We start from the raw sequence: 25,452 nt of genomic DNA, 5'->3' as shown, positions 1-25,452 counted from the left end.
GCCCTGCTCACCGGGCTTCGCGCCCGGTGGGTGGGGCCTGAGGTAGGGGCCAGTGGAGGGGCGCTTAACTAGGAAAACATCGAGGTGATTTCTCGCCGTGTTTGAACTCTCACGGTTTACGATGCCCGCATGTCGGTCGGGCCGCTGATCCAGGAGCTACGGTTGGGGTTGCACCTGTCGCAAACCGACCTGGCGCACCACCTCGCCACTGTATCGGGCAGAAAGACCATTACCCGTGAAACCGTATCCAAATGGGAAAACGAGAAGGTAACCCCTGGCCCATTCTGGCGACGGCACCTCGCGACGGTGCTGCAAGTACCACTGTCGTCGCTGGAGGCGGAATTAGTGAAGCGCCGTACGTTCTTGGTCGACGCCGTAGCCCTGGGAATCGCCCCGCTTGCTCCCGCGCAGGACAAAGCGGATATCACCGAGATCTTCGCCTCCGTCAGTGGAGGCGATGCAGAGCTCTTGGGTGCCGTCCAGACCACTTACCGGACCGACCTGCACCTGTCCGGCCTCGCCGTCCGAGACCGGCCGACCATCTACCGCCTCGTGAAGTGGATGCACGACGGGGCGACCCCTGTTCTCCGTGTCAACGCGGCGGGGATCATCGCCAAGTCCCGGGACTTGGAGCTGAGTGACATGGCCGCAGCCGCCATGCTGCGGGACGTAGAGGTCCGGCGGCTTTACCTATCCGCTGTTGCCGCCCGTGTGGGCACCCGGACGGAGGCGCTCATCGGCGAACTGTCCAACCCCCGTGATGCGGGGGCGAGATGGTGTGCTGCCGTCATGCTCCAGAGGAAGAGCGACGAAGCCGCAAGAGCTGCGCTGCTTCGTGCACTGAGAACCGAGCCGGTGCGCGAGACTATCCGCACGATCGGCCTTGCAATCCAGGGAGAAGACCCATGCACGTGATTGAGATCCAGGAAGGCGAACTCGTCTCCGAGATCAGCCGGCAGGCGAAGGAGCTGGGCATTCTGAACGGTGCCATCGTCTCCTTGATCGGGGCCGCGGATTCATTCGTTGTCTCCACAATGCCCGCAAAAGACCCAACGGCGGACAATATCACTGAATACGACATGACTGGCGAAATGACCGGTACCGGCGAGATCGTCGATGGCAAGCCGCATGTTCATGTGGTCATGGGTGTCGAGGGCGATAGGGGAGTTACTGGACATTTGCACAGCGCCCAAATTGGCCACTGGTTCGCCCGTGTTTATGTGATTCCCGTCAGCTGAACTTGTCACCCCCCGTGCCACTCCCCAGCACCTCTTTCTTATTGGTTATCTGGGCGTATGACAGTTACCGAAGTGAGGGCGCTGGGAGCGCACTTGATGCAGGCAGATGAAGAGGTCAGCGCGGATTCCTGGCGTGAGCCGATGGGGTGGCGACACGTCTCGGGATGTCCTACGTCATCGCGCATGCGGACGAGGTCGCACCACAACTGCTCTGCTCCGTACGTCGGCACCGCCGCGGGCCGCATTCCCCGGGTCATGATGGTCCACGACCTCCAACTCGCGCCGAGCCGCAAGCTCCCCGGTAGGGGAATCCCTCCCCAGGATGGTCCAATGCCCTATCGAGGGCCACAGCCGTCCTGGCTGTAGGTGAACGCTCACGTCATCCCTTCTTCGGCAGGGAGGGCGAAGGGCGGGAGTAGTCGAAGGGCACAACGCGCCGAAGGGCGAGCCGTCACCTCCTGATGCCCGCGAGCACCACACCCCCGAGGAAGGAGCGCCGCGAGATGGAAGACGAGGTGAATTTCAATCGGTGGTTCGGCCGGGCCAAAACCCTGGTACTCCAACCGACCACGCTGTGCAACCTCGATTGCGTGTACTGCTACCTGCCATTCCGGCGACTCAGCAATGAGATGTCACCTGAGGTGGCCCAAGCCGTTGCCGCCTCGGCTGCGGATCTGACCGGCTCTGGTGACGAGCTGGACATTGTGTGGCATGGCGGGGAGCCCTTGGCCTTGGGGCGACGCAGGTTCGCCGCTCTACTCGCGCCGTTCGAGGAACTGCGCCACGCGGGCCGGATACAACACAGCGTGCAGACCAACGCCACCCTCATCGACGACGAGTGGTGCGACCTGCTCGCCTGTTACCAGGTCCGTGTCGGCGTCAGCATCGACGGCCCGGCAGCTCTGAACACTCGACGGGTTGATCTTCGAGGCCGTCCAGCCTTCGACCGGATCGTCTGCGGTATCCGCCGCCTCGCGAACTACGGCATTCGCTTCTCTCTGATCGCCGTCGTGGGGGCTGAAGGTATCGAGCAGCCCGAATCTCTCCTGGACTTCCTCGCGGACCTGGGTCCGCACAGCATCGGCCTGAACGTGGAGGAGATGGAAGGCGTCAACGACCAGCGGTGCGGGATCACCCAGGATCAGGCCGAACGCTTCTGGCATCGGGTCCTGGACTGGCGCAAGACCCACGATGATGGACCAGCGCTGCGGGAACTCGACCGACTCGCCGGTTACCTGCATCTCTCCCGCAGCGGGCGAGGCGACGAGTGGTGCCGATACGGTCTCGATCCGATTCCGACGGTGTCAGTGGACGGAGGCGTGGTGTTGCTCTCGCCCGAGCTTGCCGGCATCAGCGACGACACCTACGGTGACTTCCTTGCCGGGAACGTCCGCTCCCAGAGCATCGTCGGCATGCTGGATAAGGCACACCGGCTGCGCTACGTCCGTGAGTTCATGGTCGGTCTGCAACGCTGCGAGGCCGAATGCGAATTCTGGGACTTCTGTCGAGGCGCCCAGGCGTGCAACCGCTACTTCGAGAACGGCAGCTTCGCCACGACGGAGACCGACTACTGCCGACTTACCCGTCAAGCCCTCATCACCGCTCTGTACACCGCGACCAAAAAGGAGAATGCGGCATGACCATGCTGGAATACCTGGCCGCCACGGATGCGAAAGTGATCGACAAGCTGATCAGTGGCAGCCCTCCTGAGAACCTCGATCCGGTTTGGGCCGCCAAGTTCGACAACAAGCCAAGCTGGGACAACCAGAAGGGGGGATTCGACAACAAGCCGAGCTGGGACAACTGGAGCAAGAAGAAGTAGCGGACGACCGTCGTGGGCGCAGCGATCCCATGCCTACGACGGGCCCCTCTTCTCCCCTGGAAGGTAGACGATGGATACACGTACCGTGCGCGAGACGAGCGTCACGCTGCCGGACTTGAACGACGCGGACTTGGACGAGGTCGATTCGCTGGAGGGCGAACACGGCAAACTGCGGGACTTCCGATATGCCGATGCCCGTCTGCGCGAGCTGCCCCTGTCGGGGACCCAGCTCATGGACGGGCGCGTCATCGGCCTCACCACCCAGCGCGCCCGCCTGGACGAGCTGCGCCTGCACTCGGTGGAGTTCTCCGACTGCGACCTGTCCGACCTCCACTGGGATGACAGCAAGCTCTCCCGAGTCACGTTCACCAACTGCAAGATGCTCGGCGCCGTGTGGGAGGGGATCACCCTCGATGATGTGGTCTTCGAGGGGTGCAAGCTCGACCTCGCTGTCTTCACCCGCGTACGTGCCACCGGGCCGGTCATCTTCTCGGCCTGCTCCCTGCGGGAGGCGAGTTTTTCCGCAACCGATCTGAGCGGCGGCGTGGCCATCGACGACTGCGATCTCACACTGGCCGAGTTCAACGACGGTAGATATCGCAACCTTGACCTTCGCGGCAACGACTTGTCCGGCATTCGCGGAGTGAGCGCGCTCAAGCACATCATCATCGACCGGCCACAACTCCAGGGCCTCGCTGAGGCGTTCGCAGCCGAGATGGAGATCACCATCGGTTAGGACCTGGCAACGGCTGCGCGAGAGGCGGAGATATGAGCGTACGGCTGTTGTTCGACCGGTTCGACGACATCCGGAAACGCATCGACATCGGGGATGTCAGGCAGGCGGGTGATATTCCTGGCTATGACGACGGCGCGGCCGTCGTTCCCCACGGAAACTGGACGGCACTCAGCGAGAAGGAAGCCGAACGGCTCCGGCCTGCGGCCGACACGTTGCCCAGCATGATGGTCGAACTGGTCAGCCAGGATTTGCCGGCCTTCACCTCCGACGATCTGCCGGGGCGACTGGACGCCGCGACTGCTCTCGACCCGCTGGCAGGCCGCTGGCCGCGTAGGCGCCTCGCCTGCGCGGCCAGTCGGCCCGGACAGCTCACCAGCACCGAGGACTCCACGACCGGTCACCGGATCGGGCTGCACGTCGACAACTTCGACCAACAGCCCTACTCGACCAGGCAGGACGGCCGCCGACGCCTCTGCCTCAACCTTGGACCCGGCACCCGCTATCTCCTGGTCGGTGACCTGGATATCAAGAAAATCTGCCGCGCCCTGGGCTGCGACCAGGACGAGTACTACCCACACACTGACGACCTGCGCCGTTACGTCGCGGAAGGGCACCCGCTGCGGTGCCTGCGCATCCGGCTTGACCCCGGCGAGGGGTACATCGCCCCGACGGAGTTCCTGCCGCACGACGGCTCTACAAGCGATGCCCAAACGTGGTCACTCGCCGCCTTCTGGCTGGGCTGATGCGGGCGACCGGATTACAGCATTTCTGAGATGCCGTCCTATCGCATGCCGACTGAGGTGCACGCCGTGGCGGGCAGGGGGGATCTCTCGGTTATGAAGTCACCTTGAGATGTGCTTGGATCTGCCCACTGATCCCGAAGCGGTCGGTAAGGCGCGCGGCCTCGCACATGAGGTCCTCACCGCCTGGGACATGTCCTCCGTGGCGGAGAACGTGACCATGGTCGTGTCCGAGCTGGTGAGCAACGCGATCCTGCACGGCAAGGCGCCGATCACCCTCGCCCTGTTTCAGTACGGGCGGGTCGTGCGGGGGGAGGTCACCGACCACAGCGCCGGGTGGCCGAACCCGGTCCCGGCCGGTCCGGAGGAGGAGCACGGTCGCGGGCTGGCGATCGTCACGGCCTACGCCGATCGCTGGGGCGTCGTACCGGCGTCGGAGGGCAAGCCGGCGGACGGCAAGACCGTCTGGTTCGTCTGCGCGGAATGGAGGTCCCGGTGAGCGGTCCGCTGCCCATTCCGGACCTGCCCGACGGGGTGCGCCTGTGTGCGGGGTGCGGCACCCACATCGTCACGCTGGCCGCCGCGGTACGCCTGATCTGGGCCGACGTCACCGACGACACGATCTCGGCCGAGACCGTCGAGCAGATCACCGCGCCGGTCACCGACATCTGGGTCGACGTGCTGTGCAACCCGTCCTGCCCGTCGGGCGACCACGAGTGGTACCCGGGCTGACTCGGCGCCACCACACCGGGCGGCCCTCCCCGTCCGGTACCGGCCGCAGGGCGCCACCACCTCGTCTCTGACCAAGGGGTCAGACGTTCAGCCGCTGAGGTCGGCTTCGATATCGCTCATCTTCCGAACCAGCCGCATGTTCCCCGGGACACGGATGAATCCGTACCTCTCATAGAAGCGCGCCGCCTCCTCGTCGAGGGCGTCGACGACGACCAGGCGAGCGGCCACGCTCCGAGATGACTCCAGGGCCGTACTGAGAGCGTGGACGATCAGGCGACCGCCCAGGCCGCCGCCCTGCAATGTTTTGTGGAGTGCCAGTCGCGCCAGGATGACGGCGGGAATCTGGCTCGGGCCGCCCCGGCCTGCCCTGGAAGGGATTTCGTCTTTCTGCAGCAGATGGCCGGCAAGGGAGTAGTAGGCGACGACGTCGTGCTCCCCATCCGAGGTCCACCCGAAAGTACGGGCGGTGCGGTTCCGTTCAGCCTGCAGGGCTGACGTGCTCAACCAGAAGTTCAGTTCCTCCTTCCCGCAGTCGAACGAATCCATGTGGTGCTGCTGGTTGAGCGGCTGAGGGTCATACACCGTTACTTCCTTTTCGGAATCTCTCGGCTCTCCTTGGCGGCACGGGTCAGTGCCTCGTTCCGCTGCGGGGGTGCATCAAGTGAGTCGATGATCGCCTCGAAGAAGTCGGGGGGCACCACGGTGATTCGTTCGCGGCGCATGACCTCTTCGGCCGCGTTGAGAGCGGCGCGCATAACGAACCCGGTGATGGTCTCCCGTCCGGCGCGGGTGGCCTGTTCGATCAGGTTCTTGTCTTCGGCACTGATGCGGACTTCCAGTCGGCTTCTGGTGTCATTCCTGGGGGAGGCAGTGCTGCCTGGCATGGGACGGATCATGACTACTGGCTCCTCCATAGCGGGTGTCGGCGTCAGTCGGGCGGTCGGCGCCGCGGTGCGCGGGGCTCTTCAACCGCGGGGAGATCACTCCCCGCCGCTCGGGCGTTGTACGACTGGTGTCCGTACGAGTTGGCTGGATGTCAAGCGGAGTCCAGGTGTTCCGGGTGGATCCGGGCGCCCTTGAACGCCTGACTTGGCCGATATGGCTCGGTGGTGTTTGGTTGGTGAGCCGTGCGAGCAGGGGAAATGAGTTCGGCGGGTCAGGGGGAGGCTGAGGGGGAAGGTTTGTCCGGACGGAAGCACGGTGAGCCCACCGAGAACAAAATTTGCAAGGTGGAGTTTCGGTCGACTGTATCGAGAGCAAGGCGAAAGTCATCACCGGTCCTGCCGGACAATTGAGGCTTTCCTTGGTCGAACGCGTATGTGTTTGTAATTTTATGCCCCGCCTTCTCCCAGTTTGTTTGAATCTTTCGAACTTCCTGGACGAGGCGCTCTTTGGGGATCCCTGTCAGATAGTAGACTCTAATGACATAGATATCCCCGGTGAGAATGTTCCCTTCATTTGGGATGCATGGATGATCGGCGAGACTCGTGGGGTCAAGGTCCAGGCCAGGAGTCGGCGTGACGCCGGTGAGGGCCGCGCGGATGAGTTCCTCCACACGGGCGAGGGCCTGAGCCTCAGAAATATTCGGACCATCATTCATGGTCGACTCCTTCGCGCAGCCACTGAGCCAGCCGATCATCGCCAATGCGGTAAGCGCCGCGAGTACACGTAATCGCCGTGCCATGAGTTCCTCTCGCAGTTCACGTGGCTGCTTGGCAGCTCACCTGATTTGTGTCTCGCGCGATTTTTTGCGACCTATCCACTTACGGAGATAAATCTGATGATCGAAGAAATGGTACGAACATTTTCTCAACTTCGTCGGAATTTCCAGTGACGATGCGGCTGATGTTACGTAGAGAATCCGAACGGTCCATCCAGTAGTCGGAGTGGCCGCCCTCGCCGGCGCGGAAGCGGGTGGCGCCGAATTCGGGGGAGTCCGGATCTCCGCCGAAGCGCCCGAGCTTGGCGACGGGGTCATTGTCGCTGGCCCCGACCCACACGTGATCCCTGCCCGCTCCCAATTCGGCGGCCTGCGATGTGCCGACGCCGGGGCTGCCGACGAACACCAGGTCGTCGGCGAATGTGCCGGGAGGGCGCAGCGTGACGGCCTTGCCGGTGGTGAGCGAGCCGTAGCTGTGGCCGACCATGGTCAGACGAGCGGGAACGGAGAGGTCGTGGGTGGCATGCAATCCGTCGGTGAAGGAGGCCAGTTCCTGGGCTCCCTTGGCAGCTGCCCCGTCCGTGGCCACCGAATGGCCAGGGGTGACCAGGCCGAGGTCGATCTGGGGAGCGTCGTAGCCCAGCCACGCGATCGAGGCTGTCCGCCCCCCATCGGCCAGTCTGTTTGCCGCGCTCCAGGTGAGCAGGGCGCGGTCGAAGTCGGCGGCGCCGGCCTCGACCTGGGTGGTGAACCCCGGCACATAGGTGGTGATGTTGTGGGCCCTGTCGGGGTCGCCGTACGACACCACCGCGCGGCCGTGCGCGTTCACCGCGTCGAAGGCGAGCAGCAGCGCCGGGGGGAAACCGTTCTGGCCGCCCTTGGCGAGGGCCGCTCTGACCTCCTGGACCCTCTTCAGCATGAGGGAAACCCGCTCGGCGGCCACCTCCAACCCCGTGCGCGCCTCTCCGGAGAACACGGCCCACCCGGCTTTCTCCCTGAGACCGGACAGCATCGTGGTCAGCCGCTTCTCCTCCTGGTCGAGGAAGGTCCGGTTGAGTCTGTCGCGGGTGGCCGAGGGCAGCCCGTTCAGTGAGCCGACCAGGCCCGGAGCCGAACCGGTCAGCTCCTTCGCGGTGGCGGGGCTCAGCGTCTTCCACCAAGCGCTGACTCGCTGCGCCAGACCGGCGTCCTTACCCTGCCTCTGGAGTTCCAGTATCCCCTCCAGGGCTTTGGTGTCGCCGCCGCTCGCGCGGGAGAGCAGGTCCCTGGCCTTGTTCGGAGCGGTGTCGAACGCGCCGAACAGCCCATAGGCCGCCGCCCCCGCGCCGATCGTGTTCATGCCGAGGAACGGCCCCTGCACGGGAAGTCCGTTCTCGGCGATCGGCGTCACGCGGGTGATGGTCTCCAGCCGTTTTCGCAGATCTCTGGTCTGGGTCTCGGCCCAGGCCCCGATGGAGCCGATCGCGGGGCCGGCGCCGGGGGCCACGCACAGCGTCGAGCAGGCGTTCTGCAGCTGAGATCCGGCTTCCAGCAGTGGGTCACCGGCCCGGTCGAGCTCTCTGATGAGGAGTTCCATCTGGGCGGTGTCTATCCCTTTGAACCCGCCGGCACCTGCGCTCATGCTCGTCTGAAGAGGAGTGATCACCCGTAGCTGCGGAGGAACGGCTCCGCCCTGGCGCACGATCAGCTCGGCGATCTCGTCCAGCGCCGACTGGAACGCCCGCTGAAGCCGTACGCGGTGGGAGAACAGTTCCTTGGTGAAATGAGATGCTCCGCCACCCACCCAGGTATTGGTCTGCATCACCTGGGACGCTCTGTTCAATGCGGGCGCGTTGGTCTGCGCGAGCTCGGCCACTCTGCGATATGCCTCGATTGCGTATTTCGCGGTCGAAGTAATATCGGAGGACGTCACCGACGCATCTCATCATGAATACGCTTGCCGGTCCATCATTGATAAGTGGGCCCCATTCTCGCTGTGCGTGATCTGACGGATATCGGCGAACCGATATCCGGTCCCGGTGCTGAATCGGTGGATATTTGAGCTGTTCACCGACATGACTGGGAAGGTGGTGCCGGGCGCCGCAGGTGGGCGGTTCTGTCCGGAGTGACCCGGGCCAGGGCGTCGTGGCTGATCCGGATGGTCTGGGGTCCCACCGCGCGGCCCCAGGCGATGGCGGCGGTGAGGTTGTCACCGGCCGTCCACCCGCCCTCGGTCAGATCCACTCCGCGAGGCCGTGGCCCCCTGACCTTGGCCGAATGGTCCGAATCAGAAGAATTCGGGGCAAATGTGATCTTAATGTCATAAAGATCCACCATCGTGGAGGAGTGCGAACGTGGCTCAGTGATCAAGTTAGGAAGCGGCTGGGGGCGTTTGGCCTGATTGTGCCCTCCATCGCGCAGTGTGCCGTGGGCGCCGCGCTGGCCTGGATCGTCGCCGTTCATCTGCTCGGCCACACCCACCCCCTCTTCGCGCCCATCTCCGTGATGATCTGCGTGGGTGTGGGGCTCGGTCAGCGGCTGCGCAGGGTGGTCGAGCTGGTGGTCGGCGTCAGTCTGGGCGTGGGCATCGGCGACCTGCTGGTGTCGTGGATCGGCTCGGGCCCCTGGCAGATGGCGCTCGTGATCGCGCTGGCGATGAGCGTCGCGGGGCTGCTGAACAGCGGTGAGCTGTTCGTGTCGCAGGTCGGGTCGTCCGCGGTGCTGGTCGCCATGGTGGTGCCGGGCGAGGATGTCGGCGGGCTGGACCGGATGGCCGACGCGCTCACCGGCGGCGTCATCGGCATCGCCGCGGTCGCTCTGCTGCCCGCCAGCCCGCTCGCCATCGCGGGCAGGCATCTGTCCGGCGTGCTCGACGCCTTCTCCACCATGCTGGAGCAGGCGGCGGAGGCGATCGAGAGGGGCGATCTGGACCTGGCCGCCGAGGCCCTGGAGGGCGGACGCAGGACCCAGACGGCGGTCGAGGAGTTCGAGGCGGCGCTGGAGAACAGCAAGGAGATCATCATGATCTCGCCGCTGCACTGGCATCACCGGGCCAGACTGACCAGGTACGAGACCGCCGCCCTACCGGTGGATCTGGCGCTGCGCAACGCCCGGGTGCTGGTCCGCCGCACGCTCGCGGCGCTGGGTGAGGCCGGCCCGCCACCGGCCGCGCTGGCCGAGTTGCTGCGCGAGGTCTCGGAGGCGGCGCTGCTGCTCCAGCTCGAACTGGGGGCTGGGCGCGAACCGATGCTGGCCAGGCAGGCGTTGCTCGCCCTCGCCGCGCGGGAGCGGCCGAAAACCCTGGGCTTCTCCGCGAACGTCATCATCGCGCAGCTGCGCTCCATCGCCGTCGATCTGCTTGAGGCGACCGGGATGGACCACGACGCGGCCTCGGCCACGCTGACCCCGCTGAACGAGCGGAGCGACGAGAGCGCGCGCGGCTGAGGCCGAACAGCCCGAAGGCTCGCCGGATCCGTGAGACGGTCGATTGTGATGGACCAGGCGAGTCAGAGGCGTCAGGCGGGGGATGGCGGCCAGGGCCGTAGGGGCGGGGCACTGGTCACCGGTCGCCGTAGATGGCGGTGGCCATGTACGAACACCGTCCAGGGACTGGTCGGGGCGCCGGAGCTCGGCAGCCTCCGCACCCTCGCGATCCTGATGAACATTGTCAGTGCCGCGGTGCAGCATGGAGACGCCGGATTCGTGGTGAGAACAGGAGTTCACGATGTCGCCGAGAAACCAGCAGGTGGCGAACCACGCGTTTCTCAAGGAGATGTACGAGGACGAGTACTACCCCGATCATGTCGTCGACAAGGGGAGAGCGATCCTGCTGGGACTGTGCGAGCGGATCGAGGCGGAGCGGCCGTCGGATCTGACGGCGCTGTACCTGCTGACGGGGGCCGCGACGGAGGAGTTCAACGAGCTGGAAGCGGAATTCGAGGCGGTCGGCAGTGAGATCGAGACCGTCGCGCGTGAGGTGATAGCCGAGGACTTCTGGTTCGTGGCGTCGGCATACGGCTTCGCGGAAGCCGATGCGGAAGAGTTGATCGCCACCCGGGAATGGTGATCGACGCCCCCCATCGCACCACACGTCCTTACCGAACCGGACGGGGGCGGCGCGCTCCGGAGCTCTCATCGGCGGCGGATACGGCGTTTTCGCGGGGCTGGGGGACGTCGGCCGTGCCCCGGACCCTCTCACCAGCGTTTCTCGAAACAACCTCGGCCGAGGACTTGAGTGAGAACGAGTCATGAGAGGGGTTCGAGGCTGTCGGCCGTCTTGTGAGGCGCGCTGGTGATCCTCTCTCGAAATCGGCCGTTCGTAAGAACCGCGGAGTCTTCCACGCCGGTGCACCGTCCTCGCCGGGACAGGGCCACCGGCCCGCTCCATCACCTCTGCCCTTCCCGGCATCCCGGGCCGGTCCGGAGAATCGTTTTGACACCTCTTATGGGTAACCGCTATCTATTGGCCAACCGTTAGGGAGTGACATGCAGGACGCAGTGCTGGCGATGCTCGCCAAGGAGCCGTCGCACGGGTACCACTTGCACGCTCGGTTGCGGCGCAGTCTCGGCCCGCTGGGCGAATCGATGAACCGCGGTCAGATCTACGTGACGCTGGCCCGGTTGGAGCGAGCGGGGCTCGTCGTCTCTGAGCGGGCGGACGGCCTGCCCGAGCGGCCGGAGCGCAAGGTCTATGCGCTGACGCCCGCCGGGCAGGAACGGGTGGCCGCCTGGCTGGCCGAGGTGGGCTGGCCGAAACCAGACCTGGCGGAGTTTCATCTCAAGCTCGCCGCCGCCGCCGCGGCCCGGCTGGCCGACCCGGTGGAGCTGGTGGCGGCGCAGCGCCGTGAGTTGCTGCGCCGCCTGCGTGAGGCGCAGCAGGCGGCGCTGGCCGAGCCGGCGGGGTCGGGCGCCGGCCTGCTGCTGGAAGGGGTCGTGCTGCGGTTGCAGGCGGACCTGCGCTGGCTGGACGCCTGTGAGCGGGCCTGGTCCAAGGCCGATGACGAAGTCGAGGGTGGATGAACGTGTCGAGTGCCGCTGTCCGCGCCCGCGGCCTGATGAAGACGCATGGTCGGGGGCAGAGCCGGGTCCGCGCGGTGGACGAGGTCGACCTGGAGGTGCCTCAGGGACAGACGCTGGCGGTGATGGGGCCCAGCGGCTGCGGGAAATCGACCCTGCTGCACCTGCTGGGCGGCCTGGAGCGGCCTACCGGCGGAGAGGTGTGGGTGGCCGGGCAGCGCACCGACACGCTGAGCGAGCGAGCTCTGGCGCGCATGCGGCGCCGATCGGTGGGGTTCGTCTTCCAGGCCTTCCATCTGGTGGAGGAGTTGTCGGCGGCCGAGAACGTGGAGCTGCCCGCACTGCTGGCCGGGCGCTCGCGCCGCCAGGCCAGGCGGCGGGCGAGCCTGCTGCTGGAACGGGTCGGGCTCGCCGGCCGTGCCCGGCATCTGCCGTCGCAACTGTCCGGCGGCCAGCGTCAGCGGGTCGCCATCGCCCGCGCGCTGGCCAACGAGCCGCTGGTCGTGCTGGCCGACGAGCCGACCGGCAACCTCGACAGCTCGGCGACCCTCGACGTGCTGAGGATCTTCGAAGATCTGCGTGCCGCGGGGCAGACCCTCGTGGTCGTCACGCACGACGAACGGGTCGCGGCCACCGCGGACCGGCTGATCTCGATGCGTGACGGGATGTTCGTCGACGACACCCGGCTGGCCGGTTCCCACCCGCGCGGGCTCGGCGGGCTGATCGGGCTGGAGGGCTGAACGTCATGGGCTCCATCGTGCTCGTCGTGCGTCTGGTGCTGGCCGACCTGCGGCGGCACAAGGTCCAGGCCGTGATGCTCATGCTCGCGGTGACCGTGGCCACCGCCACGATGGCCCTGGGCCTGTCACTGCGCGGCGTGAGCGACGCGCTGTACGAGCAGACCCGCGCGGCCACCGCCGGGCCGGACGTGGTGGCGCTCTCCGGCGTCACGGGCCCCGCCGTGACCTCGGCCCTGGCCTCGCTGGCGGACGCTCCCGAAGTGGTCGCCCACCATGGCCCCTATCGTGTCGTCTACGCCGACCTCATCGCACGCGGCCTCCCCTCCAACGTGGTGGTGCACGGCTTCGCCGAGACGCCCGGCGCGGTCAACCGGCCGCTGATCACCTCGGGGCGTTGGGTACGCTCCGGCGGCACGGTCCTCGAACGCGGCTTCGCCACCGCGCTGGGCGTCGGCGTCGGCGACCATGTCACCATCGCCGGCCGGTCGTACCCCGTCGTCGGGATCGCCGTGACCGCGGCCACCTCCGTCTACCCCTGGGCGGCGCAGATCGGCCCGTACGGTGGTCCCGGCGACAGTAGCGGCCTGGCCTGGATGACCCGATCGGATGCCCGGGCCCTGGCGTCGTCACAAGATCTCCCGGTGACCTTGGCCCTGGACCTCAAGCTGCGCGACCCCGCCGCCACCGAGGCCTTCCGCGAGGCCCACCGCGACTCCACCGTCAGGATCAACTTCCATTCCTGGCGGTTCACAGCCGAGCAGGACACGGTCATCCTCAGGAACAGCCGGCCGATCCTGGTCGTCGGCAGCTGGCTGCTCGGCTTCCTGGCCATCACCGGAGTGGCGGCGCTGGCCGTGGGGCGCGCCGTCGAGCAGACGCGCCGGGCCGGGCTGCTCAAGGCCGTCGGCGCCGCCCCGGGTCTGATCGCCACCGTCCTGCTCGCCGAGTACCTGGCGCTGGCGCTGGCCGGCGACGCGCTGGGGCTGCTGATCGCCCGCCTGACCGTGCCCGCCCTCGCCAGCCCCACCGCCAGCCGGATCGGCGACGCGGCCGGGCCGACCGCCGCCACTGTCGCGGCGGCGACCGTCCTCGCCATCGCGGTGGCGGTGCTGTCCACCCTGCGCCCCACGCTGCGCGCCCTGCGCACGGCGACCGTCACGGCGCTGACCGCCACCGCGCACCGGCCCCGTCACCGCCCCTGGCTCACCGCGCTGTCCGCGCTGCTGCCCACGCCGCTGCTGCTCGGGCTACGGCTGACCGCCCGCCGGCCGGGCCGCGCCGTGCTGCAGGCGTGCTCCACCGCCACCACGGTGATCGCGATCGTCGCCCTGCTGACCCTCCACGCCCAGCCGGAGAGGGGCTACGGCCTGGACGGCTCCTCGGTCCTGCCCAACCTGCGCGGGGAGCACGACCGCCGGCTGATGCTCGCCGTCACCGTCCTGCTGATCGCCCTCGCCGTCGTGAACACCCTCACGTTCACCTGGACCACTGCCATGGAGGCCCGGGCGAACATGGCCGTCGCACGTACGCTCGGCGCCACCCCAGGGCAGATCTCCGCGGGGCTGTCCGTCGCCCAGGTCCTGCCCAGCCTGCCCGGTGCCGTCATCGGCGTTCCTCTGGGGGCCGGCCTGCTCTCGCTCTTCGCCGCCAGGAACGCGGTGGACCCCCCCTCCTCCTGGCTGTTCGGCGCCGCACTCGTGACTCTCCTGGCGACGGCGGCACTCACCGCCCTGCCCGCACGCCTGGCGGCCCGCCGACCCGTGGCGCAGACCCTCAGCGCCGAAACAGCGTGACCGGCCCCGCTCGGCAACCGCCGCCGATCGCATCCGATGCGAAGACGCGAGTGAACACCCAGGCCGACCACGTCGGGGCCACCGCTCGTATCCTTCGGGAAGGCGGCGGATCCCGGGAACGTCATCACCAGGCCCTACAGGAACGACGCCTCGCGACAGTCGAACAGGCGAGTCCACCGGTACCGTGGCCGGATCCGGGCAGACCGTCACCGAATCGTCGCAGGGGAGATGCCAACGCATGAATACGCCACCATCGCCAAGAGCGGAGCGGGCTGACGGATCATCCGTCCGGATCGGCGCTCTCGTTCCGCTGACTCGGCCTGGCTGGGCCGAGGCAGGCCGACACCTGCTCGCCGGACTCGAGCTGGCCGTTCGCGAAGTCAACGCCGCCGGCGGGATCGCCGGAAGACCACTCGAACTGGTGGCCCGAGACACCGCGGCCGATCCACAGCGGGCCGCGGCGGCCGTGGACGAATTGGCTCACCTGGGCGTGGCCGCCTTGGCGGGGGAGTACCACAGCGTCGTCGCCCGCGCCGTCGCCGCCAGGGCCGACGCCCTCGGCCTGCCGTTCCTCTGCTCGTCGGCGGTTCTCGACGAGCTCACCGAACAGCCGACGGAATGGGTCGCGCGCCTCGCTCCGGCGCAGTCCCACGGCTGGCAGATCTACGCGGACTTCCTCCTCGGCGCGGGCCACAGTCGAATCGCCGTAGCAGCCGAGCCGAGTGTCTACTGGGCGTCCGGGGCCCGCGTTCTGCGGGACCACCTCGCTCCACGCGGCGGCACCGTCATCGAACTCGACATGCGCGCGCTCGCCCCCACGGCCGTATGCGACGAACTCGTCGACAATCGCGCGACAGCCCTCCTTCTTCTGGTCGGTTACCCGGAGCCGGCGGTGTCGATCGTCAAGTCCGTCCGCCGCGACCAGCGCCTCGCCGAGGTCATGATCGGTGCTCCGGCCGGACAGCCGGAGTTCGCCGGATGGGCGACGTCGCTGGGCGGCGACAGCGCCGCGATCCCGTTCCTGCGCTACCTGCCCGAGCGCCTCAGCCCACTCGGCGCACGAGTCGAGACGGCCCTCCGCGAGCGGCTGGCCGAAGCGCCCTCCTTCGTCGCCTTCGAGGGCTACGACACGATCGCCGTCCTCGCCGATGTGCTGCGTTCTCACGGCACGGACCGGGCGCGCACCGCCGAATCCTGGCCGCGCGTCGCGGTCGAAGGCACCCGCGGGCGGATCCGGTTCTCCCGCACACCGGGCATCAGCGTTTGGCAATGGGCTTGGGCGCCGATCCAGGTCGTCGATCGAGATCCGGCGGAACCCGATCGCTTCCGGATCCTGCACACCGGCTGAGAGAGCACGGGCGGAGGAGGTCCGCCTGCGAGGCACGAATACCGGGACCGCGCCGGGCGGTTCGAGATCCCGGCGCGTATCCGAGAGTGCCCCGTCCGGGGCACTCCTCGTGCGGCCCGCCTACCCGTACGTGGGGTGCTGCGGCCAGCCGGGCGGGGAGTCCTCCCAGTCCTGCTGCCGGCCGTACGGGGTGAGGTCGAGGATGTTGTTGGCGAAGAGGAGCCGGTCCACGCCGCGGGAGGTGGTGTTGTAGGTTCGGTAGACGTCCTCACCGTCGCGCAGGAACACGCTCAGCATGAAGCCGCGACCGGCGCCGCAGTCGTCCGCGAACGAGGTGCCGTGTGAGGACACGAACGGCAGGGTCCAGCCCATCCGCGCCTTGTACGCCTCGATCTGGGCGAGCGGCATGTTCGACACGGTCACCCAGGTGACCCCGAGCTCGGCCGGCCAGGCCAGAGCGGCCACCGGGACGTTGTTCGTGAACCCGGTGCAGCCCGGGCAGTAGTGGTCCGGCCCGTTGTCCATGAACTGGTAGACGACCAGCTGGTCCCGGCCCTCGAACAGGTCGAGCAGGGTCTTCGTACCGGTGGGCGTGTCGAACGCGTACCCGCCGGCGAACTCGACCATCGGGAGGCGGCGGCGCCGCGCCGCGAGCGCGTCCTGGGCGCGGGTGGCCTCCTTCTCGGCCTTGAGCAACTCGTCGCGGGCCTGCTGCCATTCCCCGGCCGAAACGATCCTCGGTTTCTCCATCCGCCGATTGTGCGCCGAGGGTCCGACAAAATCCCGCGGGCGGCTCCCGATCGCCGGCTCGGTGTTCGCCACTCGGACGACGGCGCCGGAAAGCCCGACACCGGCCTGACCCGCACCGGTCGACGGCGCCTCACACCACGGCGTAGCCGTACGCGGCGACGAACGGCGCGAGATCGGGAACTCCGAAGCCCTCGCACATCGACTTGAAGATCACGGCCTTGTCCTCACCGAAGCGCCGGACCCGAGTGGCGTAGGAGGCGGCGGAGACAAATGTCGGGGGATCGGTTTTGCTGTGAAACTTGTCCGCGTACATTACAAGTTCTTCTTCGGCTGATTCCGCCAGGTAGTCGGCGGCCGGCAGCGGGAGGTTCTGCCTCCGTACGTCGTGACGGCTTATCCCCATCCCGGTGTGACAGGAACAGAAGCGGCAGATCCGCTCCGGGAACCCCTCGTCACGGAGGAGTTCGTAGCCGAGTGTCCCGTGACGCACATAGCGTGCGTGATCGAGCCTTCCGGCCTCGTCGTACAGCCGGTACACCCCGATGTCGTGGAGCAGGCTGCCGGCCCGCACCAGGTCCGCATCGAGATCGGAAGAGGTGCGCGCGATGAGCTGTTCCGCGATTCCACACACGATTTCACAGTGGGTGTGGACGAGATCGAACGCCTCCCGGGTGGGGGCGTACTTCGCGTGCAGCGCGCGAATCTCTCCGTCCGTCGGAATCCGCATGCCGGGAGTCTAGCCACCGGTGACATGGTGTTCCGCGGCCTCGTCGCCGCCGAGTTCACCTCGGTGCCATGGGCGACCGGCCCGGCTCCGGCGGGCTTGGGCGGCCGGAACGCCGGGAACTGTCGGTGCCGCGATCTATCGTGGCGTTCTCGCCCGCGGGGCCGACCGGTGGCCGAGGCGAGGACGGAGGGCGGTCGGTGGGCATGGGGGACGACGGCTTGGTCGTGGCCGCCGCGCGGGCGGGCGACGAGTCCGCGTTCGCGGCGCTCGTCGAGCGTCACCGGGGAGAGTTGCGGGTGCACTGTTACCGGATGCTGGGCTCGTTCGACGAGTCGGAGGATCTGGTGCAGGAGACGTTCCTGCGCGCCTGGAAGGGCTTCGGGGGTTTCGAGGGGCGCTCGACGTTGCGCACCTGGCTGTACCGGATCGCGACGAACGCGTGTCTCGACGCCCTCGACGGCCGGGCCCGCCGGGTGCTCCCGCATCATCTGGCGGCGCCGTCGGACCCGAGCACCGACCTGCCGCCCCGTACCGACATCGCCTGGTTGCAGCCGTTCCCGGATCGGCTCCGGGAGCCGGCCGCGCCGGGCGAGGCCGAGCCGGACGCCGTGACGGTCTCGCGGGAGACGATCGAGCTGGCGTTCCTGGCCGCGATCCAGCATCTGCCGCCCAGGCAGCGGGCGGTGCTGATCCTGCGCGACGTGCTCGGCTGGCCGGCCGGGCAGACCGCGGCGCTGCTGGAGGGCAGCGTCGCCTCGGTCAACAGCGCCCTGCAGCGGGCTCGGGCGACGCTGAGGGAGCATCTGCCCGAACGGCGCCTGGACTGGGCGGCGACGGAGCCCACCGAGCGGGAGCGGGCGGTGCTGCGGCGCTACATGGACGCGCTCGAACGTGCCGATCTCGCCGCGGTGGCCGATCTGCTGGCGGCGGAGGTACGGGCGACGATGCCGCCGTACCCGATGTGGTTCCGGGGGCGCGACGCGGTCATGGCCACGCTGGCGGCGAGTTGGGACCCCGGCCTGCCGGAATACGTGGGCCGGTTCCGGATGGTGGAGACCCGGGCCAACGGGTGGCCGGCCGCGGCGGCCTATGTACAGGGGCCTGATGAGCATGTGCACCGTGCCGCCGCGATCGGGGTGCTGCGGATCGAGGACGGCCTCATCGTGGAGCTGACCGCCTTCCACGACCCCGGCCTGTTCGCGGCGTTCGCACTGCCCATGACGCTGCCCCCGACGGACCGATGAGTTTTCCGGTGATCCGCCGTCTCAACGGGGGTCAATCGAGAACCGATCTTCGCGGAGGACAGGTCATGGCCAAGATGCTCTACTCGGTCACCATGTCGCTGGACGGCTTCATCGCCGGCCCGGGTGGTGACATGTCCTGGTTGACCGAGCACCTCGGGCCCGACCCGACGGTGGACGAGCTCATCGGCGAGATCGGTGCTCTCCTCGTCGGCAACCGCACCTTCCGCGGCGACGATCCGCACGTGGGTACCGACGGGGAGGGCAAGGCGTTCGGCGGGGGATGGACCGGGCCGCAGTTCGTGCTCACCCATCACGCTCCCTCCGCACCGGTGCCGGGGGTGACCTTCGTCGGCGACCTCGGCAGCGGCGTCGCGGCGGCCAAGGCGGCCGCCGGGGAGAAGTACGTCAACATCCTGGGCGCCGACGTCGCCCGGCAGTGCGTCGAGGCGGGGGTGCTCGACGAGATCCTGGTGTTCGTGGTGCCTGTCCTGCTCGGTGACGGCGTCCGGTTGTTCGACCATCCGGGTGGCACCAATGTCAGGCTCGAACGCCTCAGCCTGACCCACACGCCGCAAGCGACGAGCATCTGGCTACGCGTCGTCCGGTGAACCGTCCGCGCTCGGAGGCCGGAACATGGGTCGGTCGCATCCGCACCGGTGTGTCCCGGCCGCCGCGCGTCCGAGCCAGGGGTGCTGTGCGGCCTCAGGGGCCGAGCCGGCGGTTGAAGACGGCCCGCTGCCTGTCCAGGTAGGTGGCATCCGCGAGGTACAACAGGTGGTGTCCATCGGCCAGGTGGCCCGCGAAGGCCGGGTTGCCCGCGGCGGCTTCGGCGTGCATGAAGTCCACCAGGGCGTGCAGGCGGGCGATGACGGTGTCGACCAGGCCGGCGCGGCCGGCGGTGTCGAGCCCGTAGCGGTCGCAGAAGAGGCGGGCACGGTGGGCCTGCTCCTCGGCCGTGCCGAAGCCGCCGGGGTTGGCGGGCGCGGTGATGGGCGCCCAGCGGTAGGCGGCGTAGGCGATGTCCCAGAGCCGGGGGCCGGGGTGGGCGGTGTCGAAGTCGATGATCCCCACCACCCTGTTGCCGTCGAGGACGCAGTTGTACGGGGCGTAGTCGCCGTGGCAGATCACCTCGGCGGGTGTCCGGGCGGCCGACATCCAGCCGTCGGTCGCGTCCTGGGCGTATCCCACGGTGCTGTCATGGTAGGAACGCAGCAGCTCGGCGGCGCTCTCCAGCGCTTCCGTGGACATGACCGCGGGGGTGAGCGGGTCGTTGCCGACCTCGCCCGGAAGGAAGTCCAGGATCTCGAAGCCGTCCCCGGTCACCTCGTGCACCGCCGGTGACGCCGTGAAGCCCCGCGCGCGCAGGTGCCGCATTAGGTCGTGGACCCGGGGGGACCACGGTCCGGTCGGCCGCCGCACGGTCCCGCCGATCCGCACGACCTCGTTGACGCCGCCGCCGGTCAGAATCTCCTGATCAGACATCAGTCGCCTTCCCTCGGGTTCCCGTCTCATCTCCGCCCTGTCCGGCTTACCCCCGGACGATCGACCTTAGAGCGCGTCCCATGGGTCGGTATCCGTATCTCCTCAGCCAGAGGATGGACGGCCGGCCGAGAGAGTACAGCCTGCTGCACCTTGCCTGTCCCGTTGGCGGGATCGTCGGCAGCGGTGATCGTTCGTAGCGTCGACACATGGCAGGAGAGCTGTCGATCCCATCGAGTGAGGAGCACACCGTGACCGATCCCCACCGCATCCTGGACACCTCCAAGACGGCGCGGCCCGCCGGGATGCTGCGTCCCGTGCTCTGGCTCCTGCTGGTGGTCAGCGCGGCTCTCAACATGGTGACCTCGTCCATCGACGTCAACGTCTTCGTCGGCATCGGGTTCGGGCTGCTCACTCTGGCGTGCGCCGCCGCACTGATCGTCCACCACTACCGGTACCGACGCTGACGAGCACCGCCCGTACCTCCGCCGCCGGCTGGGCGGCCGCTCTCCAATGGGGCCGCGCGTCATGCCCGGTCACTCCTCACCGTGCGGGGACCCGTACCTGGGCCAGGCCGGCCATCGGCGGAACCGGTCTCTTTTTCATCACATGATCCGACATGGCGGCGTGGAAGGAGAGCCCCGCCACCGCGCCTTCCTCGCACACGTCGACCCCTTCCCCCAGGTAGGTCCGTACCGCGAAGAGCCTCGCCCTCCGTTCAAGGGGCGAGGCTCTTCCTCTTCCGCGCGCGGATGGAGAGGGGCCGACCGGACACCTGCCCGCTTCGAGGGCGCGGTGTCAGATGCCGCGGCGCATCGCCCTGGTGCCCATGGCCAGGCCCACCGCGGCTACGACGCAGGCCCAGAGCATTCCGTACAGCACCGACAGGTCCGCGAACCGGCCGGAGAACAGTGCCCGCTCCGCCTCGACGATGTGGGTGACCGGATTCAGCGCGGCGGCCGCCTGGAGCCACGCCGGGCCGAAGTCCATCGGCAGCAGCACGCCGGAGAGCAGCATCAGCGGGAACAGCACCAGCTGGGTGACCCCGTAGAACAGGTTGCCGCTCGGGCTGGACGCGATCGCGAGGACGAAGGAGAGCGAGCCCAGGCCGATCCCGAAGACGACCAGTATCGCCAGCCCGGTCAGCACCCCCGGCAGGTGCGGCCGGAAGCCCAGCGGCACCGCGAGCACGATGATCAGCGCGGCCTGGGCCAGCAGGATCACGAACTCTTTCATCGTCCGGCCGACCAGCATCGCCGTGCGGTTCAGCGGGGTGACCAGCATGCGCTCCATCGAGCCGCCGATCAACTCCACCAGCAGGGAGTATCCGGCCATCATCGGCCCGGACAGGCACATCATGATCAGAATGCCGGGCACGAACCACTGCCATGGCGACCCCTGGCCCTCGAAGCTCTGCGTGCCGGCGAGCAGCGGACCGAACAGGAAGAGGAAGAGCAGCGGCTGCCCCATGGTGAAGAGGAGGCCGAGGGGTTCGCGCAACACGGGGACGAACTCGCGGGAGAACACGGTCGAGGTGTCACGGAGGAAGAGTCGTACGCTCACGGGGTGACCTTTCTTGCCGGTGGGGGGATGCGGCACGCCGTTCGGCGGGAGGGACGCGGCGCCGACGGCCGGGTGTCGCGCGGGTCGTGGCCGGTCGACGCGGGGTTGCTCAATGCGGGGTTGCTCAATGCGGGGCCGCTCGGTGTGAGGGGCGCGGCGCCGGCGGTCAGGCGCCGTGCGGCGCGGTCCCGTGGCTCTCGTCGCTCTCGCGCAGGCTGCGGCCGGTCAGCGCGAGGAACACGTCGTCCAGCGTGGGCCGGGCGGTCTCCGCGGTGGCGACCTTCACCCCCGAGGCATCCAGGGACCGCAGGTACTCCGGAAGTGTCCTGCCCGCGTGGGGCACCCGCAGCCGTACCGTCCTCCGCTCGACGGTGACCGCGTCCGATCCCGCGATCCGTGCGGCGACCTCGGCGGCCCTCGCCGCCTCCGGCTCGTCGTGGACGGTGACCGTGACGCGGTCGCCGGCCAGCTCGCCCTTCAACTGCTCGGCGGTTCCGTCGGCGATGATCCGGCCGTGGTCGATGATCACCACCCGTTCGGCCATGGTGTCGGCCTCCTCCAGGTAGTGAGTGGTCAAAAAGAGGGTCGTGCCGTGTTCCGCGCGCAGCCGCAGGATGTGCTCCCAGATGTTGGCGCGGCTCTGCGGGTCGAGGCCGGTCGAGGGCTCGTCCAGGAAGAGCAGGCCGGGCCGGTGGATGAGGCCCAGGGCGATGTCGAGGCGGCGGCGCTGGCCGCCGGAGAGGGTGCCGGGCTTCCGGGTGGCCAGCGCCTCCAGGTCCAGCAGGGCGAGGACCTCGTCGGCCCGCCGCCGTGCCTCGGCCCGCCGCAGCCCGTAGCAGCGCGCCTGGGTGACCAGTTCGTCGCGGACGCGGAAGTTCTCGCCCGCGCTGCTCTTCTGGCCGACGTAGCCGATGCGGGCGCGGACCCCGGCCGGATCCGACACGACGTCGTGGCCCGCCACGGTCGCGGTTCCCGAGGTCGGCGGGAGCAGGGAGGTCAGCATGCGCAGGCTGGTGGACTTCCCCGCGCCGTTCGGGCCGAGGAAGGCCACCAACTGGCCCTCCGCCACATCGATGTCGAGACCGCGCACGGCGTCGACGACTCCTTTTCCGACCTTGAATCGCCGGGTCAGTCCTCGGGCATGGATCATCGTCCCCTCCTCGGGGTGGTCGGTTGCCGGCATGCCGAAGAAACCCCTGGTCGGGGGGTCGGCTGGAGATGATCCATCCTTACCCACGCGATCCGGATCAGGCAAACGTGAAACGTGCATTCACATTTGGGCTGACCTGCGGAAACTCGTTCTCCCTCGGATCGGCGAAGGGTCCTTTCCGCCGCCTGTCCGAACCGGGCCCTCCGTGCTGACCTGGGCTTTTCCCAATCCCGCCGGAGCACGGAAAAACAGTGTGGAATTTCCGTCCCGCTCGGGAACCCGGGCCCCGGCGACGCCCACCTGAGCCGCCGGAACGCGAAAGAGCCCCAGGCGCCGGATCGGCGCCCAGGGCTCCCGTACCCTGCTGAGGGAGATGCGCTGCTCAGGTTCCCTCGGCGTGCGCGGGGGCGTGGATCGGGCGAGGGACGGTCAGGGCGTCGCGACGGCGCCGGAGCAGGGCGTCGATCGCCCAGGGGCCGGGGCCGAGCACGGCGATGATCAGGAACGACCAGCAGAACAGCGCCGCGAGCTCGCCGCCGTTGCGCAACGGCATGAAGTCCTGCGGCAGGTGCACCACGAAGTACGCGTAGGCCATCGAGCCCGACGCGAGCGTCGCGTTGACGCGAGTGAGGAACCCGGCGAGGACGAGCCCGCCGCAGACCACCTGGATGAGCGCGGCCCACCAGCCGGGCCAGGCGCCGAACGCGAGGGCCTGGCCGGTGCCGCGGTTGCCGCCGAAGACGCCGAACATCGACGCCAGGCCGTGGCACAGGAAGAGAAGACTTGTCACGATGCGGAAGAGCGAGAGCACCGGCCCGTCGAATCGGTTGATCTGCATGGAATCACCTCTGATTTTCATGGCGCCGCGTATCCGTTGTCTCCACACGGCATCGCCGGGCCACGCTCCGCCCTCGCACCGTACGGCTCGCTGACACGGCGGCCCGTGTCCTTGTGTAGCCCGTTGTCAATGACTATGCGTCATGGTAGGTCGCCACGGATGCGATGTCTGGAATCGGCGCTCAGAGCTGATCTGTAAGGGGTGAGTTAAGTACGAAAGCCGCAGCTAAACTAAATAAATCGACCTTTACCGACATTTGTTCTACTTAACTATTTAATGTACGTTTCAATCATGTGGTTCATTGGCGCGTTCCAGAAGCGGTCGCGGAGCGGCGCCCGCGTCCGCGGGGCGTGAAGGTCAGGAGTCCCGCCACGACAGGGCCAGGGTGGTGTGGCGCTTGCGGAGGAGCAGCCCGCCGTGCGGAGGATCACCCAGGTAGGCGTCGATACGGAGTCCGGCCGTCATGGGGCGATCCGCCATGTCCCACGCCTGGACGTGGGCGACCAGCTCGCCCGCGAGCCGCAGCCTGTCCGGCCCGTGGCCGCGAACGATCAGGGTGCCGTCCGGCGACGGCTCCAGCATGCAGAGGTTGTCGCGCTCGACGATCCCGACGGCCATCCGGAACCCGGTCAGGTCGAGCGGAGGCGAGGCCAGCCACCCGGGTCGCGCCTCCGACATGGTGCACCACCGGGGCTCGTGCACCGCCAGCCAGAGGCTCAGCCCGTCGAGGAGCTGGGACAAGCCGACACTGATCTCGGTGGAGAGCTCGACCACGGGTCCGTCGAGCGCCGCCAGCACGTCACCGATCTCACTCGTCTCGGGCAGCGAGATCGTCAGGTCGGACTCCCGGTCCAGTACCAGCGTCGTCTCCGGGCCCGCGAAGGGGCCGCGCATCCGCATGAACCCGCAGGGCAGCACCGAGCGGCTCGTCCAGTGCCCGTCCGCTCGCTCCATCGCCACCGAGCGCTGCACCCCCCGCAGGTCCAGCGGGGCCACCAGGCGTCCGCCGGGCCCGAGCTGCTCGAGCCAGGCCGGGGCCAGGTCCCACACGCCGACGGTGGCGATCACCCGGTCGTAGGGCGCCCCCGGCGGGAATCCCCCGGATCCGTCGGCGCACACCAGCCTCACCTCGGGGTGTCCCGCGACCGCCAGGTGCTCCCCGGCGAGCGTGACCAGCTCGGGGTCGATGTCGACGCTCACGACCTGGCCCTCCGGCCCCACCAGGTGGGCGAGGAGCGCGGCGTTGTAGCCCGTTCCGGTGCCGATCTCCAGCACGCGCTGCCCCGGCTCCACCCCGAGCTGGTCGAGCATCAGAGCCATGATCGCCGGCTGTGAGGAGGAGCTGATCGGCTGGCCGTCCGCGTCGCGTTTCGTGACGATCGCGTCGTCCTGGTAGACGGTCTCCGCCGGCAGGTCCGGCAGGAAGACATGTCGCGGCACCGCCCGCAGCGCGCCGGTCACGACCTCGCTGATCCCCCACGTGCGCACCTGTGAGACCAGCTCTTCCCGTAACGCGTGCCACTGAGCCATCATCGACCTCCGTGCCCTATGCGCATCTGGTGCCCTGAGTTATATGCCCCGAAGACGTGACGTTCCCGTGGCGCACCGATGTCCGGCGTTCCGTACCGGAGGTGGAGGGGGAGGAGACATGGGGCCCGGGGGCCGTGACGGTACTCCGCATGCGAGTGCCGCGCAACGCCCGCCGACACGAGAGGCCGGCGGGCGGCTCCTGTCTTCCGGCCGAGAAGAGAGGACCTGGAAGACCAGAGGCGGACGACATCACCGCGGGGAGGTACGCCTACCCGTTGGTGGGGAAGCCGAGGTTGACGCCGCCGTGGCCGGGGTCGAGCCAGCGGGAGGTGACGACCTTGCCCCGGGTGTAGAAGTGCACGCCCTC

The 25,452-nt window shown here is 68.2% G+C and carries 29 protein-coding genes; 17 read left to right on the top strand and 12 right to left on the bottom strand.

Annotated features, from left to right (window positions below):
- Nucleotides 1-129 precede the first annotated feature (129 nt).
- From AB0K21_RS43135 to AB0K21_RS43100, 8 genes are all read left to right on the top strand, one after another.
- Nucleotides 130-915 (top strand): helix-turn-helix transcriptional regulator, encoded by a 786-nt coding sequence (locus tag AB0K21_RS43135; RefSeq protein WP_343982881.1) that lies wholly within the window; start codon nt 130-132, stop codon nt 913-915.
- Nucleotides 906-1,238: a DUF296 domain-containing protein gene (locus AB0K21_RS43130; RefSeq protein ID WP_343982879.1), complete on the top strand. Its 333-nt coding sequence runs from the start codon at nt 906-908 to the stop codon at nt 1,236-1,238. Before AB0K21_RS43135 ends, AB0K21_RS43130 begins: the two co-directional genes overlap by 10 nt.
- Before the next feature lie 503 nt (nt 1,239-1,741).
- Entirely contained in the window at nt 1,742-2,878 is a 1,137-nt protein-coding gene (gene amcB / locus AB0K21_RS43125; protein WP_364158733.1) for a cyclophane-forming radical SAM peptide maturase AmcB, read from the top strand.
- Nucleotides 2,875-3,060 carry a multiple cyclophane-containing RiPP AmcA gene (amcA, locus tag AB0K21_RS43120; protein WP_343982875.1) on the top strand — a complete coding sequence of 62 codons (186 nt, stop codon included), beginning with the start codon at nt 2,875-2,877 and terminating at the stop codon, nt 3,058-3,060. Before amcB ends, amcA begins: the two co-directional genes overlap by 4 nt.
- Before the next feature lie 70 nt (nt 3,061-3,130).
- Nucleotides 3,131-3,796: a pentapeptide repeat-containing protein gene (locus AB0K21_RS43115; RefSeq protein WP_343982873.1), complete on the top strand. Its 666-nt coding sequence runs from the start codon at nt 3,131-3,133 to the stop codon at nt 3,794-3,796.
- Between the two features lie 32 nt (nt 3,797-3,828).
- Nucleotides 3,829-4,539, top strand: a complete 711-nt coding sequence (locus tag AB0K21_RS43110) for a hypothetical protein (protein WP_343982870.1) — start codon at nt 3,829-3,831, stop codon at nt 4,537-4,539.
- Nucleotides 4,540-4,654: 115 nt separating this feature from the next.
- Nucleotides 4,655-5,035 carry an ATP-binding protein gene (locus tag AB0K21_RS43105; RefSeq protein WP_364158728.1) on the top strand — a complete coding sequence of 127 codons (381 nt, stop codon included), beginning with the start codon at nt 4,655-4,657 and terminating at the stop codon, nt 5,033-5,035.
- Nucleotides 5,032-5,268: a hypothetical protein gene (locus AB0K21_RS43100; RefSeq protein ID WP_364158725.1), complete on the top strand. Its 237-nt coding sequence runs from the start codon at nt 5,032-5,034 to the stop codon at nt 5,266-5,268. Before AB0K21_RS43105 ends, AB0K21_RS43100 begins: the two co-directional genes overlap by 4 nt.
- Before the next feature lie 87 nt (nt 5,269-5,355).
- Here the strand turns inward: AB0K21_RS43100 and AB0K21_RS43095 are convergent, their stop codons facing one another.
- The 5 genes from AB0K21_RS43095 to AB0K21_RS43075 form a co-directional block, all read right to left on the bottom strand.
- Nucleotides 5,356-5,814 carry a GNAT family N-acetyltransferase gene (locus AB0K21_RS43095; RefSeq protein WP_364158722.1) on the bottom strand — a complete coding sequence of 153 codons (459 nt, stop codon included), beginning with the start codon at nt 5,812-5,814 and terminating at the stop codon, nt 5,356-5,358.
- A 38-nt stretch (nt 5,815-5,852) separates the two neighbouring features.
- Nucleotides 5,853-6,164, bottom strand: a complete 312-nt coding sequence (locus AB0K21_RS43090; RefSeq protein WP_343974644.1) for a DUF1778 domain-containing protein — start codon at nt 6,162-6,164, stop codon at nt 5,853-5,855.
- Between the two features lie 260 nt (nt 6,165-6,424).
- Complete coding sequence (locus tag AB0K21_RS43085) at nt 6,425-6,907, bottom strand: hypothetical protein (RefSeq protein WP_343974642.1); 483 nt, start codon at nt 6,905-6,907, stop codon at nt 6,425-6,427.
- Between the two features lie 124 nt (nt 6,908-7,031).
- Nucleotides 7,032-8,729: an alpha/beta hydrolase gene (locus AB0K21_RS43080; RefSeq protein WP_364158771.1), complete on the bottom strand. Its 1,698-nt coding sequence runs from the start codon at nt 8,727-8,729 to the stop codon at nt 7,032-7,034.
- A 245-nt stretch (nt 8,730-8,974) separates the two neighbouring features.
- Nucleotides 8,975-9,151 carry a hypothetical protein gene (locus tag AB0K21_RS43075; protein WP_343974640.1) on the bottom strand — a complete coding sequence of 59 codons (177 nt, stop codon included), beginning with the start codon at nt 9,149-9,151 and terminating at the stop codon, nt 8,975-8,977.
- A gap of 159 nt (nt 9,152-9,310) precedes the next feature.
- Here AB0K21_RS43075 and AB0K21_RS43070 point away from each other — a divergent pair, with 159 nt between their 5' ends.
- From AB0K21_RS43070 to AB0K21_RS43045, 6 genes are all read left to right on the top strand, one after another.
- On the top strand, nt 9,311-10,351 hold the full coding sequence (locus tag AB0K21_RS43070) for an FUSC family protein (protein ID WP_343974637.1): 1,041 nt from the start codon (nt 9,311-9,313) through the stop codon (nt 10,349-10,351).
- Nucleotides 10,352-10,631: 280 nt separating this feature from the next.
- A complete protein-coding gene (locus AB0K21_RS43065; RefSeq protein WP_364158716.1) occupies nt 10,632-10,973 on the top strand; it encodes a DUF5713 family protein in 342 nt (113 codons plus the stop codon).
- A 419-nt stretch (nt 10,974-11,392) separates the two neighbouring features.
- Nucleotides 11,393-11,926: a PadR family transcriptional regulator gene (locus tag AB0K21_RS43060; protein ID WP_343974631.1), complete on the top strand. Its 534-nt coding sequence runs from the start codon at nt 11,393-11,395 to the stop codon at nt 11,924-11,926.
- Entirely contained in the window at nt 11,923-12,663 is a 741-nt protein-coding gene (locus AB0K21_RS43055) for an ABC transporter ATP-binding protein (RefSeq protein WP_343974628.1), read from the top strand. The genes AB0K21_RS43060 and AB0K21_RS43055 overlap by 4 nt, the downstream gene beginning before the upstream one ends.
- A 5-nt stretch (nt 12,664-12,668) precedes the next feature.
- A complete protein-coding gene (locus AB0K21_RS43050; RefSeq protein WP_364158711.1) occupies nt 12,669-14,456 on the top strand; it encodes an FtsX-like permease family protein in 1,788 nt (595 codons plus the stop codon).
- Nucleotides 14,457-14,694: 238 nt separating this feature from the next.
- A complete protein-coding gene (locus AB0K21_RS43045) occupies nt 14,695-15,804 on the top strand; it encodes an ABC transporter substrate-binding protein (protein ID WP_364158768.1) in 1,110 nt (369 codons plus the stop codon).
- Between the two features lie 120 nt (nt 15,805-15,924).
- Here AB0K21_RS43045 and AB0K21_RS43040 read toward each other — a convergent pair whose 3' ends face one another.
- Both AB0K21_RS43040 and AB0K21_RS43035 read right to left on the bottom strand, forming a co-directional pair.
- Nucleotides 15,925-16,554 carry a DUF899 family protein gene (locus tag AB0K21_RS43040; protein WP_343974616.1) on the bottom strand — a complete coding sequence of 210 codons (630 nt, stop codon included), beginning with the start codon at nt 16,552-16,554 and terminating at the stop codon, nt 15,925-15,927.
- Between the two features lie 130 nt (nt 16,555-16,684).
- The gene (locus AB0K21_RS43035; RefSeq protein WP_364158707.1) at nt 16,685-17,281 is read right to left on the bottom strand and encodes an HD domain-containing protein; all 597 of its coding nucleotides are present in this window, start codon (nt 17,279-17,281) and stop codon (nt 16,685-16,687) included.
- 125 nt (nt 17,282-17,406) lie between these two features.
- Here AB0K21_RS43035 and AB0K21_RS43030 point away from each other — a divergent pair, with 125 nt between their 5' ends.
- On the top strand, nt 17,407-18,525 hold the full coding sequence (locus tag AB0K21_RS43030; RefSeq protein WP_343974610.1) for a sigma-70 family RNA polymerase sigma factor: 1,119 nt from the start codon (nt 17,407-17,409) through the stop codon (nt 18,523-18,525).
- 65 nt (nt 18,526-18,590) lie between these two features.
- A complete protein-coding gene (locus AB0K21_RS43025; protein WP_364158703.1) occupies nt 18,591-19,133 on the top strand; it encodes a dihydrofolate reductase family protein in 543 nt (180 codons plus the stop codon).
- A 94-nt stretch (nt 19,134-19,227) separates the two neighbouring features.
- Here the strand turns inward: AB0K21_RS43025 and AB0K21_RS43020 are convergent, their stop codons facing one another.
- Complete coding sequence (locus AB0K21_RS43020; RefSeq protein ID WP_364158700.1) at nt 19,228-20,007, bottom strand: aminoglycoside phosphotransferase family protein; 780 nt, start codon at nt 20,005-20,007, stop codon at nt 19,228-19,230.
- A 248-nt stretch (nt 20,008-20,255) separates the two neighbouring features.
- On the opposite strand from AB0K21_RS43020, the gene AB0K21_RS43015 reads away from it, so the two are divergent.
- Nucleotides 20,256-20,471 carry a hypothetical protein gene (locus tag AB0K21_RS43015; RefSeq protein ID WP_343974601.1) on the top strand — a complete coding sequence of 72 codons (216 nt, stop codon included), beginning with the start codon at nt 20,256-20,258 and terminating at the stop codon, nt 20,469-20,471.
- A gap of 331 nt (nt 20,472-20,802) precedes the next feature.
- Here the strand turns inward: AB0K21_RS43015 and AB0K21_RS43010 are convergent, their stop codons facing one another.
- The 4 genes from AB0K21_RS43010 to fxlM all read right to left on the bottom strand — a co-directional run bounded on the left by AB0K21_RS43010 (nt 20,803) and on the right by fxlM (nt 25,085).
- Nucleotides 20,803-21,567, bottom strand: a complete 765-nt coding sequence (locus AB0K21_RS43010; protein WP_343974594.1) for an ABC transporter permease — start codon at nt 21,565-21,567, stop codon at nt 20,803-20,805.
- 166 nt (nt 21,568-21,733) lie between these two features.
- The gene (locus AB0K21_RS43005) at nt 21,734-22,717 is read right to left on the bottom strand and encodes an ATP-binding cassette domain-containing protein (protein WP_364158695.1); all 984 of its coding nucleotides are present in this window, start codon (nt 22,715-22,717) and stop codon (nt 21,734-21,736) included.
- Between the two features lie 382 nt (nt 22,718-23,099).
- Nucleotides 23,100-23,555 carry a DoxX family protein gene (locus AB0K21_RS43000; RefSeq protein WP_343974588.1) on the bottom strand — a complete coding sequence of 152 codons (456 nt, stop codon included), beginning with the start codon at nt 23,553-23,555 and terminating at the stop codon, nt 23,100-23,102.
- A 357-nt stretch (nt 23,556-23,912) separates the two neighbouring features.
- Entirely contained in the window at nt 23,913-25,085 is a 1,173-nt protein-coding gene (gene fxlM, locus AB0K21_RS42995) for a methyltransferase, FxLD system (protein ID WP_364158691.1), read from the bottom strand.
- Nucleotides 25,086-25,452 lie beyond the last annotated feature (367 nt).

It is taken from the genome of Streptosporangium sp. NPDC049248 (assembly GCF_040678965.1).
Taxonomy (GTDB): Bacteria; Actinomycetota; Actinomycetes; order Streptosporangiales; family Streptosporangiaceae; genus Streptosporangium; species Streptosporangium fukuiense.
The sequence above is the reverse complement of the archived record's forward strand: the minus strand, read 5'-3'. Positions and strand labels throughout refer to the sequence as shown.